Here is a 12964-nt window from a genome sequence, read left to right as displayed (position 1 = left end):
GCGGGCATGGGTTCGGGTATCAACAACACTAGCCCACCGGCGCTTTTGTATTCGCCCTAGCGCGGATGCAACCAGGAGATTTCATGTCAGTATCTACCCCCACGCGCGAAGATTTCGCAGCGCTTCTCGAAGAATCCTTTGCCTCTAACGATCTTGCCGAAGGCTATGTTGCCAAGGGTATCGTAACGGCAATCGAGAAGGACGTTGCCATCGTCGACGTCGGCCTCAAGGTTGAAGGCCGCGTACCGTTGAAGGAATTCGGCGCGAAGTCCAAGGACGGCACGCTGAAGGTCGGCGACGAAGTCGAAGTTTACGTCGAGCGCATCGAAAACGCTCTCGGCGAAGCCGTTCTGTCGCGCGAGAAGGCTCGCCGCGAAGAAAGCTGGGTCAAGCTCGAAGCCAAGTTCGAAGCTGGCGAGCGCGTCGAAGGCGTTATCTTCAACCAGGTCAAGGGTGGTTTCACCGTCGATCTGGACGGCGCTGTTGCCTTCCTTCCGCGTTCGCAGGTCGACATCCGTCCGATCCGCGACGTTACCCCGCTGATGCACAACCCGCAGCCCTTCGAAATCCTCAAGATGGACAAGCGTCGCGGCAACATCGTTGTTTCGCGTCGTACGGTTCTCGAAGAGTCGCGTGCCGAGCAGCGTTCTGAAATCGTTCAGAACCTCGAAGAAGGCCAGGTTGTTGACGGCGTCGTCAAGAACATCACCGATTACGGTGCGTTCGTTGACCTCGGCGGCATCGACGGCCTGCTGCACGTTACCGACATGGCATGGCGCCGCGTCAACCATCCTTCGGAAATCCTCAACATTGGCCAGCAGGTCAAGGTTCAGATCATCCGCATCAACCAGGAAACCCACCGTATCTCGCTCGGCATGAAGCAGCTCGAGTCCGATCCGTGGGATGGCATCTCCGCCAAGTACCCGGTTGGCAAGAAGATCTCCGGTACGGTCACGAACATCACCGACTACGGTGCATTCGTTGAGCTGGAGCCGGGCATCGAAGGCCTGATCCACATTTCCGAAATGTCCTGGACCAAGAAGAACGTACATCCCGGCAAGATCCTGTCCACGAGCCAGGAAGTCGACGTTGTCGTTCTCGAAGTCGATCCGTCCAAGCGCCGTATCTCGCTCGGCCTCAAGCAGACGCTGGAAAACCCGTGGCAGGCATTTGCCTACAGCCATCCGGCCGGCACTGAAGTTGAGGGCGAAGTCAAGAACAAGACCGAATTCGGTCTGTTCATCGGCCTCGAAGGCGATGTCGACGGCATGGTTCACCTGTCGGATCTCGACTGGAACCGTCCGGGCGAACAGGTCATCGAAGAGTTCAACAAGGGTGACGTCGTCAAGGCTGTCGTTCTTGACGTTGACGTCGAGAAGGAACGCATCTCGCTCGGCATCAAGCAGCTCGGCAAGGATGCTGTCGGCGAAGCCGCTTCGTCCGGCGACCTGCGCAAGAACGCTGTTGTTTCGTGCGAAGTCATCGCCGTTAACGACGGTGGCGTTGAAGTGAAGCTCGTAAACCACGAAGACCTCACCTCCTTCATCCGCCGCAACGACCTCGCACGCGATCGCGACGATCAGCGTCCGGAGCGTTTCTCGGTTGGCCAGGTTTTCGACGCTCGCGTCGTCAACTTCTCCAAGAAGGATCGCAAGGTCATGCTTTCGATCAAGGCTCTGGAAATCGCTGAAGAGAAGGAAGCTGTCGCACAGTTCGGTTCTTCCGACTCGGGCGCTTCGCTCGGCGACATCCTCGGCGCGGCTCTGAAGAACCGCGGCGAATAATCGCTCTGATCTTTTGAAATGAAGAACCCGCCGGAATTTTCCGGCGGGTTTTTTATTGGCGCAGTTTTCGCGTCATCGGAGACGGGTGGTCACCTGAAACTCAGAGCATGCCGCTCATTCTGAGATAATAATTTTCCGCGCTATCGTCGTAAGCCGCTTCCGGTGGGCTTTCCTGTTCGCCGGTCTCGTCATTGGCGGCCAGCCGCTCTTCCGCCTCTTCCGGGGCTTCGGCGTTTTCGCCCTCCGCTTCGCCCTCCGCTTCGCCTTCCGCTTCATCTTCAGAGAACGGGCCGCCACCGCGGGGTGGTGTTTCCGATTCATAATCCTCTTCCGCCGGCGGGTAGGCGACCAGCGGCAGCGGTGTGCCGTCTTTTGCAAGAGCTGCGGCGATCAGCGATTGTGAGGCCGATTGTTCGAGCATCGCCATCCTCGTTTCCGGATCGAGTGCTGCGCGGGGGAGGGGCTGGGCCTCCGGACGGTTGGCAATCGTCTCCGCCTCTTCGCCGGAGGGATGGATGAGCGGCGTCGGCACCGCGGTCTTTTCGGCCGGCTGATTCTCGAGTTGCTGCGGCGCGGTGCCCGGTGGCGGGACAGGTGGTTGCGCGCCTGGCGCGGCTCTAGTGGGAAGTTTTCCGGCAAGGGCGGCGAGCAGCAGGTTTTCCATGGTCTTGGCCTCGCCCGCAGGCTGGCCAGAAGACTGGGGCAGGGGCGTGCGCATTTCCTTCTGCTCCGCCTTCATCATATCCCGAAGGGGGAGCGCCGTGCGCATCTCGCCATTTTCAGCCCGCGGCGAGTTTGCCAGGCGTGCCTCTGCCGTTATTTCCCTGGTCACGTTGCCCGCGGGTGATTGAGGCGGGCGTCCCACACCTTCTGCTTTTCCCTCCGGTTTTGAGGCTGCCGGCGCGGGTTCGGGCATGTCTGTTGCCGGTGCGGAAAGGCTCGCCCGTAGATCCGGTGGCCCTATCTGCGCCGCGATGACGTTTTTTATCGCTGCGCCACCGAGGGCGAGCGGACTGATGAGCAAAGGCAGAAGCCGGGCGGTCGCTGCCGCGCTTGCCGGTTGCGCAGCCGCAGCGGCATTCTGGTGGTTTCCGGAATTCTGGCTTTGGGGGCTCTGCGGTTTCGGCTGCGTGGGTGCCGAACTGGCGGGATTGTTCTGCTGATAGGAGGAAACCACCGCTTTCGCTGCCAGATCCATTCCCTTGTAGCGGGAAAGCTCGATCAGCAGGGCGAGACGGGCTGCTTCCGGACCAGTGGGCTGTTTCAGAATTTCGGCCAGCATCGAAAGGCTCAAGCCCTGAAGGGCCTTGCTGACCTGCTGTTCCAGCGCCAGGCGCTGTGCGGGGGGCATGGTGCGCAGCGCGTCCGTCAGGCGCACCACATAAGTCTCGATGGCTTCGCCGTCGCGCCGTGGCAGGTTCATCAATTTACCGAGCGTTTCCGCCAGTACGGCGGTGCTGCGGGAAAGTTGAAATTCGCTGGTCAGCGAGGCGACCGCGGCTTTGGCAAAAATACTGCTGCCATTGTCGGGAGCAGGATTGGTCACCTGCGGTATCGCGGCGTCTTTCGGCTGCCCGCGGGTCGCCGGCGGAACTGTCGTTCCATAGGCGGCATCGGCTGCCGAAATTTTCGTTACAGGCGGTAACATGGGTGCGCTCCGTTCCTATCGATTACCGCCGCTGGCTTGCGAAAGGGCCAATCCACACTGGCTCTCTGGTTCGCGTCTGGCCCGTCTGTTGAAAGATTGCCGCGCCGGTGATGTACAGGTGTCATCTCGCCCGCTCATGCGGGAGCGCCCGTATATGCCGCTGGCGCGAATGCCAGCTCTCTTCGGCACACACAGAATCATCAAGTCGAAGCTTGCCGCGCAGAGATTAATATTTGGCTAACCATAAATTGTGCCGGATGGCTTCGCTCACGGCGAAACGCCGATGAACATGCGGTAAAGCCCGTTATCGTCGGAATTGACCGAGGAAATGTGGTCGGGTTCGCTGACGGGCACTTCCATGGCCTCCGGCGGCATGGCATCGAGCCAGCTCGCCTTGGGAAAGCTTCTCTCGGGCCGAATTTCCACGGGATCGATGGTGTCGTCATCCTCGCCGGGCGCGAGGAAGCTCGTGTTATCCGGGGCGAGTGGCGGGGCCGCTATCGAGAGCAATGCCTGCGCGGTATTCGGTTCGGCATCGAGACCGGCGCTGCCGGATAGGCCGGAAATATCGGACATGTCTGAACTCACATCATGTTTCGCTCAAATACGGTCGCAAGCGGCAATCATGCCGCCTTTTTCTTCAGCAGTTCATAAAGGCCGTTATCGTCGATCGAGATCGGCAAAATGGCGCTGCGGGCGTCATCGACAACCGCCATCGCATCCAGCAATGCTTCCGCATCGGCCGGTGTGGTGGTCGCGTCTGTTTTGGCCTTACCCGCCTCGGCAGGCGCATTATCGTTTTCAGCCGGGGTAGCTTGTTCGTCCGGTGCGGCCGCAAGCACGGAAATCAGGGCGATTTCCGATGAAATATCGACCGGACCTTGCCCCTCCGCGCTATCCGTTTTTTCACCGGCGGAAGCGTCGTTGTGTTCCTTCACGACCTCCTGAAGCTCCTGCACATCCTCGAGTTTGCCCTGCGCGTCACGGCTCTGGATATCCTGCTCCCGCTCGGCCTTCACTTCGGCATCGTTGACTTCGCCGATGCGATTTTCGCCGCGCTCAGCCTGCAATTCTTCCTTGGTTTTCGGGTCGGCGACATCTTCCAGGCGCTGGATGACCTTCATCGTTTCGCGTGTCATGAACAGGGTGCCCTGCGCCTGCTCGTTCAGGGCATCCTTCACGGCGCGTGCCGCGTCGCCGAAGGGATTGGCGATGGCGGCGATCATCTGCTGGGCTGAAACGCCGAGTTCCTTCAGGCCGGTGGATTCTTCCAGATCGTTGACGCTTTTCGGCAAGGTCGCACGCGCTGCCATGATCGCATCCGACATCTGCACACCGAAATCCTCTTCCTTGCCCGTCAGGCCAGCGCTTGCTGCAATGCGGGCGGCAAGGGCGGCCATGGGATCGGTCTTGGCGGTGGCGCCATTGTTCAGCACGTCTACGACCTGTGCTTCCGAGACGCCGAAGGATTTCAGGGAGATCGTCGTGGCTTTTCCCTGCGCATCAGCCTTTTCAAAGCCGCCCGTCAGGGTCAGCGCGTCCTGAAGTCTTCGCGCAAACGAGAAGCTCGATTCGTCCTTTTCCTGGGTGACACCAAGGGCGGAGGAGAAGCGGGAGACGAGCGAGGCAAAGGCATCCGGGTCCGGTTTCATGATGCCGAACAGATAGGCGCTTATCTTTTCATTGGCGACACGCTGGCTTTGGTCCGGTTGCGGCTGGGTCTTGACCGCCTCATCCTTTTTGGTGCCGCTTGCCTTTTCCTGCTCTTCGCGCTGACGTTCCTCGATAGTCTCGACCATCGACCGCATGAGGTCGCTGACGGCTATGCTGGCTGTCTGCTGCAGCGGAGTAATCATCTGAAAAATCCCGGCCACCCAAAGTTGCGGCCGAGAATAGGCAAATTCGGTAAATCAGTGCTTAACCAGGGGTAAAAACGCTCAGCTATGGGCGAAAATATCCGTTTCTTCCCAGCCGAGAAGATCGAGCTTGGCGCGGGTCGGCAGAAACGCGAAACAGGCGTCGGCATGATCAAGGCGGCCATCGCGCACAAGGCGGTGGGTCAGCTTGTCGCGCAGCGCATGCAGGTGCAGCACATCGGAGGCGGCATATTCGAGCTGGGCGGGCGATAGCGTCTCCGCGGCCCAGTCGGAGGACTGCTGCGCCTTGGAAATATCGACTTCCAGCATCTCCTTCAGATTGTCCTTCAGGCCGTGCCGGTCGGTATAGGTGCGGGTGAGGCGGGAGGCGATTTTGGTGCAGAAAACCGGTGTCGTCGTCACGCCAAAGGTGTGGAACAGGACGGCAATATCGAAACGCCCATAATGAAAGATCTTCTGGTGGGCGGGGTCTTCGAGCATGCGCACGAGGTTGGGGGCCTGTTTCTGTCCGGCGGCGATACGGATGACATCCGCAGTGCCATCGCCCGGCGAAAGCTGGACGACACAGAGACGGTCGCGGCGCGGCACCAGCCCGAGTGTTTCCGTGTCGATTGCGATGGCCCCGGTATAACGCGCGGTATCTTCGGCGGAAATATCGCCTTCGTGATAGCGAATGGTTGCGGCCATGTCTTGCTCCAGAAATTGCAGTCGGTTGCTCCGGCTATAACGGAAAGAATGGCCTGATGATACCGTTTTATGGGTCGTTTCGGGGCGGCTTCGCGCTTGCCTTTGCGAAAGTCCCCGGGTTAGGTTCGGGAAATCCTTTTCTTACAAAACGCATGAATTCCCGATGACAAAGAAAATCTATCTCGCCGGACCGGAAGTCTTTCTCCCGAATGCGCGTGAAATGCTCGATCTCAAGGCCTCGCTGGCGAGGGATGCCGGTTTTACGCCGCTTTCACCGGGTGATCTGCAGATTCCGCCGGCGGATACCCGGATCGGCCATGGCTGCAACATCAATGCCGTTGACGAGCGGATGATGCTGGAAGCGGATGCGGTGATTGCCAATCTCACACCGTTTCGCGGTATCGCTGCCGATACGGGAACAAGCTTTGAGCTGGGTTTCATGTGCGCGCTGGGCAAGCCGGTTTTCGCCTATACCAATGTCGCGGCCAATCACTTCACCCGCATCAAGGCGCATTATGGCGGTGTTGCCACCATCGATGAAACGGGCCGTTATCGCGGGCCGGACGGGCTGTCGATCGAGAATTTCGACATGGTCGACAATCTCATGCTGCATGGTGGAATTGTGCGGCGCGGTGGGGTCATCATTGTCGGCAATGCGCCTGAAGAGGCGCTCTATACGGACCTCGACGCCTATAAACGCTGCCTTGCGGCGGCGGCGGAGAAATTACTGGGACAGACTGATCCTGACAGAACGAAATTAGCGGAGACATCATCATGAGCGGTACCATTCTTATCACCGGCGCCACATCCGGTTTCGGCCAGGCTACGGCGCGGCGCTTCATCAAGGAAGGCTGGAAGGTCATCGGCACAGGCCGGCGGGCGGAACGGCTTGAGGCGCTGGCGGCGGAACTCGGCTCGGCCTTCCATGGTGCCGCTTTCGACATTACCAATGAGGATGCAACGGCAAAGGCGCTGGCTGCGTTGCCGGAGGGCTTCCGGGATATCGACATTCTCGTCAACAATGCCGGCCTTGCGCTTGGCACGGCGCCCGCGCCGCAGGTGCCGCTGAAAGACTGGCAGACCATGGTGAACACCAATATCACCGGCCTGTTGAACGTCACTCACCTTCTCTTGCCCACGCTGATCGAGCGTAAGGGCATTGTCGTCAACCTCTCCTCGGTCGCCGCGCACTGGCCCTATGCCGGCGGCAACGTTTATGCCGGCACGAAAGCTTTCCTTCGGCAGTTCTCGCTCGGCCTTCGCTCGGACCTGCATGGCAAGGGCGTGCGCGTCACTTCCATCGAACCCGGAATGTGCGAAACCGAATTCACACTGGTGCGCACCGGCGGCAACCAGGATGCGTCGGACAATCTTTATAAGGGTGTCAATCCGATCACGGCAGACGATATCGCCAATACGATCTATTGGGTCGCCTCGCAGCCCAAACACATCAATATCAACAGCCTCGAACTCATGCCGGTCAACCAGTCCTTTGCCGGTTTTCAGGTCTATCGCGAAAGCTGATTTCGACGGGTTTTGAGGAGTGCTGAAAAACCGGGCAGGTATTTTGAAGCTATGCAAAAATGCAATGCTGCATTGCGAGACTTGCTCTGTTAAAAATCGCAGATGTCGCTATATTCCAATCATCGAAGCGACGCACTCCTCCTCCCAGCGTCGCTCGATGTGGATCGGTGGCACTCCTCCTCCCAGTCGCCGATCAAGTTTGAAGCCTGCCGCACCTCCTCCCGCGGCAGGCTTTTTCCTTTTCCGGACCTTCTTTTTTTGATGTTCTTTCTGTGGGTGCGTTTCAGCGCGCTGGCCAGGCGCGCGGAATATTCCACTGGCCCCCGAATTTCCGGGGGATTTTCATTTTTCCCGTCAAGGCAATCGGAACGGGAATCGGACGCGCATCGATCACGATTTCGTTATGTCTAGATGAATATGCACAGTTTTGTGGCGGTGCGTGGTGCTGGCCCATTGCTTAGGCCCCGGCCTGTGTTTAAGCATGGGCAAAAGAACGCTTGGGAGGTGGCCGACACGCTTGTGTCTGTGCGCCCGAAAGCGGCGGGGAGAGAATGGCAGACTTTCAAGAGGCGCTGAAGCGGTTTCAGCCGATCGCGGTTTCATCGATCGCTGAAGACGAACTCAGGTTGCGGCTACGCGGCCTTCAGGCGCGGATGATCCAGGACAATGTCAAGGCGGTCTGGCTCGATGCATCATCGTCGCTGACCTATTATACCGGCCTGTCGCTTGGCCTTTCCGAGCGAATTCATGGCGCCCTGGTGCCGGCCGAGGGCGCGCCGATCTATATCAGCCCGACATTCGAAGAGCCGAAACTCCAGACCCTCATTCGCATCAAGGGCGAAGTCGCCGTCTGGGAAGAGGACGAAAATCCCTTTGACCTGATGGCAGGACGCGTTGCGGCGCTTTCCTGTGCCGGTCATCTTGCGGCCATCGATCCCGCTACCCCATTTGTTTTCGCATCCGCCCTGATGCAGCGTCTGGAAGGGCGGATCATTTCCGCCCAGCCGATGATCGTCGCCCAGCGACAGGTCAAGTCTGCGGCTGAAATTGCCCTTATCCAGACGGCGATGGATGCAAGTTACGGTGTGCAGAAGGCCGTATTCGAAGGGCTTCGTCCCGGCATTTCCACCACCGAAGTGGCTGATTTCGTTAATGCCGCTCATATCGCCCTTGGCATGAAACCGCTTTTTGTGGCGGTGCAGTTCGGCGAGGCCACGGCCTATCCGCATGGCGTGCCCTATGCGCAGACATTGAACGAAGGCGATATGGTGCTGGTCGATCTCGGCGCCATTCTTCATGGCTACCGTTCCGACATCACCCGCACCTATGTCTTTGGCCAGCCGACCGAGCGGCAGCGTTTCCTCTGGAACGCTGAACGCGATGCGCAGGCTGCGGCCTTTGCCGCGGCCCACATTGGTGCTGCGTGTTCCGATGTCGACAAGGCCGCACGCGACAGCCTGAAGGCGGTCGGTTTCGGCCCGGATTATCAGGTCCCGGGTCTGCCGCATCGCACCGGCCACGGGCTTGGGCTGGATATTCACGAAGAACCCTATATCGTTGCAGGAAATGCGACGGCGCTTGAACCGGGAATGTGCTTTTCCATCGAGCCCATGCTGTGCGTTTATGGGGAATGCGGCGTCCGTCTTGAGGACATTGTTTATATGACGGAGGCGGGACCGCGCTGGTTCTGCCCGCCGGAAAAGAACCTCGACCGGCTGTTTCAGCCGGTCGCCGGGTAATTGGTCGGGAGGCAAAGGACCGAATAGCGGCACGGGTTGCGTGCCGCTGCTGACCAGAAGAGGTAGGCACCCAAACGGGGCCGCAGGAACTCAGAAAAAGAGGGAAAGGACCACCAGATGAAAACGCTGACCCGCAGTTTGCTTATCGCCTCTGCGATTGCGATCACTTCCGCCATGCCTGCCATGGCGAAGACCTTCGTTTATTGCTCCGAGGCATCGCCGGAAGGCTTTGATCCGTCGCCTTACACGGCTGGCGGCACCTTCGATGCCTCCGCGCACCCGGTCTACAACCGTCTGGCCGAGTTCAAGAAGGGCACGACCGAAGTCGAGCCGGGCCTTGCGGAAAAATGGGATGTTTCGAGCGATGGCCTCGAATACACGTTCCACCTGCGCAAGGGCGTAAAGTGGCACTCCAACGAGAAGTTCACGCCGAGCCGCGATTTCAACGCCGATGACGTGATTTTCAGCTACAACCGCCAGGGTGACGCGAAGAACCCGTGGAACCAGTATATCGCAGGTATCACCTACGAATATTACAACTCCATGGAAATGCCGTCGCTGATCAAGGAAATCGTCAAGGTTGACGATTATACCGTCAAGTTCGTGCTGACGCGCCCTGAAGCACCGTTCCTCGCCAACATCGCCATGCCTTTCGCTTCGATCGTATCGAAGGAATATGCCGATACGCTTGACAAGGCCGGCACCAAGGAAGACTTCAACAACCTGCCGATCGGCACCGGTCCGTTCAAGTTCGTCGCCTATCAGAAGGACGCGGTCATCCGCTACCAGAAGAATGCCGACTACTGGGGTGACGCGCCGAAGATCGACGATCTGATCTTCGCGATCACGCCTGACGCCGCCGTGCGCCTGCAGAAGCTGAAGGCCGGCGAATGCCACCTGATGCCCTATCCGGCTCCGGCCGATCTGGACACCATCCGCGCCGACAAGAACCTCAAGCTCGATGAGCAGCCGGGTCTGAACGTTGCTTACTTCGCTTACAACACCACCGTTGCACCTTTCGACAAGCCGGAAGTCCGCAAGGCGCTGAACATGGCGATGAACAAGCAGGCAATCATCGATGCCGTGTTCCAGGGCGCTGGCCAGGTTGCCAAGAACCCGATCCCGCCGACAATGTGGTCTTACAACGACAGCATCAAGGACGATCCGTACGATCCGGAAGCCGCCAAGAAGGCTCTTGAAGCCGCTGGCGTCAAGGATCTGACGATGAAGATCTGGGCGATGCCGGTTCAGCGTCCTTACATGCCGAACGCACGCCGCACGGCCGAGCTGATCCAGTCGGATTTTGCGAAGGTTGGCGTCAAGGCCGAGATCGTCTCCTTCGAGTGGGGTGAATATCTCAAGAAGTCGACAGAAGTGAACCGCGACGGTGCCGTCATCCTCGGCTGGACCGGCGATAACGGTGACCCTGACAACTTCATGGGCGTTCTGCTCTCCTGCGCCGCAACCGGCGAAGGTGGTGCAAACCGCGCGCAGTGGTGCAACAAGGAGTTCTCCGATCTGCTTTCCAAGGCAAAGCAGACCACTGACGTTGCCGAGCGCACCAAGCTTTATGAGCAGGCGCAGGTGATCTTCAAGGAACAGGCTCCGTGGGCGACACTTGCGCACTCCACGCAGTTCGTTCCGATGTCCGCCAAGGTTTCCGGCTTCACCATGAGCCCGCTTGGCGACTTCACCTTCGAATCCGTCGATATCGCGGAGTAATCCCAAACAACAGGACGCGCGGAAGAACCATGTTCTTCCGCGCGTCTTTTCAGGAAAAAACCATGATCCGGTTCATTCTCGGCAAACTTCTCTATCTCGTTCCGACCTTCCTCGGGATCACCATCGTCGCCTTCGCCTTCGTGCGCGTTCTGCCGGGCGATCCCGTGCTGCTGATGGCCGGCGAACGGGGCATATCGCCTGAGCGGCATGCGCAGCTTGCCGAACAGCTCGGCTTTTCCCAGCCCATCTGGCAGCAATATCTGCATTTCCTCGGACGGCTGCTTCAGGGCGATCTCGGCAATTCTCTGGTCACCAAGAAGCCTGTTCTGACCGAGTTCCTGTCGCTCTTCCCCGCGACGGTTGAGCTTGGCCTCGTTGCCATCATCATCGCCACCCTGATCGGCGTGCCGGTCGGCGTCATCGCCGCCATTCGCCGTGGCTCGTGGTTCGATCAGATTTCCATGACGACCGCGCTGGTGGGCTTCTCCATGCCGATCTTCTGGTGGGGTCTGCTGCTGATCATCATGTTCTCCGGCATCCTGCAATGGACGCCGGTGTCGGGCCGCATCTCGCTGATGTATTTCTTCCCCTCCGTCACTGGTTTCATGCTGATCGACAGCCTGATTTCGGGGCAGAAGGGCGCTTTCGCCTCGGCCCTGTCGCATCTCATCCTGCCCTCGGTGGTGCTTGCCACCATTCCGCTGGCGGTGATTGCGCGCCAGACACGCTCGGCCATGCTGGAAGTTTTGGGTGAGGATTATGTCCGCACCGCCCGTGCAAAAGGCATGTCGGCCTCCCGCGTCGTCGGCGTGCATGCGCTGCGCAACGCCATGATCCCGGTCATCACCACCATCGGCCTGCAGATTGGCGTGCTGATGGCGGGTGCCATCCTGACCGAAACCATCTTTTCCTGGCCGGGCATCGGCAAGTGGATGATCGATTCCATCTCGCGCCGCGACTATCCGGTCGTGCAGAGCGGCCTGCTGCTGATTGCGGGCCTGGTAATGGTCGTCAACCTGCTTGTCGATTTGACCTATGGCCTCATCAATCCGAGGATCCGTCACAAATGAGCGATGTGACCACCACCCCCGGCGTCCGTCTTTCGGACGCCGCCATCCGCCGCCGGATGATCGCCGATTTCTGGTTCTACTTCCGTCAGAACCGTGGCGCCGTCATCGGCCTTGCCGTCTTTACTCTTCTGGTGCTGGTGGCGGTTTTCGCACCGCTGATCGCGCCGCATGACCCGACGCAGCAATATCGCGATGCGCTGCTTGTCCCGCCGGTCTGGCAGGAAGGCGGCCGCGCCGGCTTCTTCTTCGGCACCGATGCGGTCGGTCGCGACATGCTGTCCCGGCTGATCTATGGCGCGCAATATTCGCTGTTCATCGGCGTCGTCGTCGTTTCCATCGCCCTTGTCGGCGGCATCGTCATCGGTCTCGTCGCCGGCTTTTTCGGCGGCTGGGTGGATACCGTCATCATGCGCGTGATGGACGTCATCCTCGCATTTCCGTCGCTGCTTCTGGCACTGGTGCTGGTCGCGATCCTCGGCCCGGGTCTTACCAACGCCATGATCGCCATCGCCATCGTCTACCAGCCGCATTTTGCGCGCCTGACGCGCGCGGCTGTCATGAGCGAGTTGCGCCGCGAATATGTCACCGCCGCCCGTGTGGCGGGTGCGGGCAATTTCCGGCTGATGTTCAAGACCATTCTGCCGAACTGCCTTGCCCCGCTGATCGTGCAGGCGACGCTCTCCTTCTCGTCCGCGGTTCTCGATGCAGCGGCCCTCGGCTTCCTCGGCATGGGCGCCCAGCCGCCCGCTTCCGAATGGGGCACGATGCTGGCCGAAGCGCGTGAATTCATTCTGCGCGCCTGGTGGGTTGTCACCCTTCCCGGTCTGACGATCCTGATTTCGGTACTCGCCATCAACCTGATGGGCGACGGTCTGCGCGATGCGCTCGATCCCAAACTGAAGCGGAGCTGAGC

At 59.6% G+C, this 12964-nt stretch carries 11 protein-coding genes; 7 read left to right on the top strand and 4 right to left on the bottom strand.

Annotated elements, in window-relative coordinates:
• The first annotated feature begins 83 nt into the window (after positions 1 to 83).
• Positions 84 to 1784: a 30S ribosomal protein S1 gene (gene rpsA / locus QSV77_RS22095; RefSeq protein WP_046801715.1), complete on the top strand. Its 1701-nt coding sequence runs from the start codon at positions 84 to 86 to the stop codon at positions 1782 to 1784.
• 100 nt (positions 1785 to 1884) lie between these two features.
• On the opposite strand, the gene QSV77_RS22090 is transcribed toward rpsA, so the two are convergent.
• From QSV77_RS22090 to QSV77_RS22075, 4 genes are all read right to left on the bottom strand, one after another.
• The gene (locus QSV77_RS22090; RefSeq protein ID WP_302735067.1) at positions 1885 to 3432 is read right to left on the bottom strand and encodes a hypothetical protein; all 1548 of its coding nucleotides are present in this window, start codon (positions 3430 to 3432) and stop codon (positions 1885 to 1887) included.
• A gap of 267 nt (positions 3433 to 3699) precedes the next feature.
• Positions 3700 to 4008 carry a hypothetical protein gene (locus QSV77_RS22085; RefSeq protein ID WP_302735066.1) on the bottom strand — a complete coding sequence of 103 codons (309 nt, stop codon included), beginning with the start codon at positions 4006 to 4008 and terminating at the stop codon, positions 3700 to 3702.
• 47 nt (positions 4009 to 4055) lie between these two features.
• Positions 4056 to 5288, bottom strand: a complete 1233-nt coding sequence (locus tag QSV77_RS22080; protein ID WP_302735065.1) for a hypothetical protein — start codon at positions 5286 to 5288, stop codon at positions 4056 to 4058.
• An 81-nt stretch (positions 5289 to 5369) separates the two neighbouring features.
• Positions 5370 to 5996: a ribonuclease D gene (locus QSV77_RS22075; RefSeq protein ID WP_046801718.1), complete on the bottom strand. Its 627-nt coding sequence runs from the start codon at positions 5994 to 5996 to the stop codon at positions 5370 to 5372.
• 163 nt (positions 5997 to 6159) lie between these two features.
• On the opposite strand from QSV77_RS22075, the gene QSV77_RS22070 reads away from it, so the two are divergent.
• The 6 genes from QSV77_RS22070 to QSV77_RS22045 all read left to right on the top strand — a co-directional run bounded on the left by QSV77_RS22070 (position 6160) and on the right by QSV77_RS22045 (position 12962).
• Positions 6160 to 6774, top strand: a complete 615-nt coding sequence (locus QSV77_RS22070) for a nucleoside 2-deoxyribosyltransferase (RefSeq protein WP_142842445.1) — start codon at positions 6160 to 6162, stop codon at positions 6772 to 6774.
• Positions 6771 to 7520 (top strand): SDR family oxidoreductase, encoded by a 750-nt coding sequence (locus QSV77_RS22065; RefSeq protein ID WP_302735064.1) that lies wholly within the window; start codon positions 6771 to 6773, stop codon positions 7518 to 7520. Before QSV77_RS22070 ends, QSV77_RS22065 begins: the two co-directional genes overlap by 4 nt.
• A 551-nt stretch (positions 7521 to 8071) precedes the next feature.
• On the top strand, positions 8072 to 9259 hold the full coding sequence (locus tag QSV77_RS22060) for a Xaa-Pro peptidase family protein (protein ID WP_302735063.1): 1188 nt from the start codon (positions 8072 to 8074) through the stop codon (positions 9257 to 9259).
• Positions 9260 to 9376: 117 nt separating this feature from the next.
• Positions 9377 to 10981, top strand: a complete 1605-nt coding sequence (locus QSV77_RS22055) for an ABC transporter substrate-binding protein (protein ID WP_269701700.1) — start codon at positions 9377 to 9379, stop codon at positions 10979 to 10981.
• Positions 10982 to 11043: 62 nt separating this feature from the next.
• Positions 11044 to 12051, top strand: coding sequence for an ABC transporter permease subunit (locus QSV77_RS22050; RefSeq protein WP_269701702.1), 1008 nt, complete (start codon positions 11044 to 11046; stop codon positions 12049 to 12051).
• Entirely contained in the window at positions 12048 to 12962 is a 915-nt protein-coding gene (locus tag QSV77_RS22045; RefSeq protein WP_046801723.1) for an ABC transporter permease subunit, read from the top strand. Before QSV77_RS22050 ends, QSV77_RS22045 begins: the two co-directional genes overlap by 4 nt.
• The last annotated feature ends 2 nt before the right edge of the window (positions 12963 to 12964 follow it).

This window comes from Agrobacterium sp. V1 (assembly GCF_030518355.1).
GTDB classification, from domain to species: Bacteria; Pseudomonadota; Alphaproteobacteria; order Rhizobiales; family Rhizobiaceae; genus Agrobacterium; species Agrobacterium cucumeris.
Note: the sequence above shows the minus strand (reverse complement) of the source record. Positions and strands in the feature narration are given on the sequence as shown.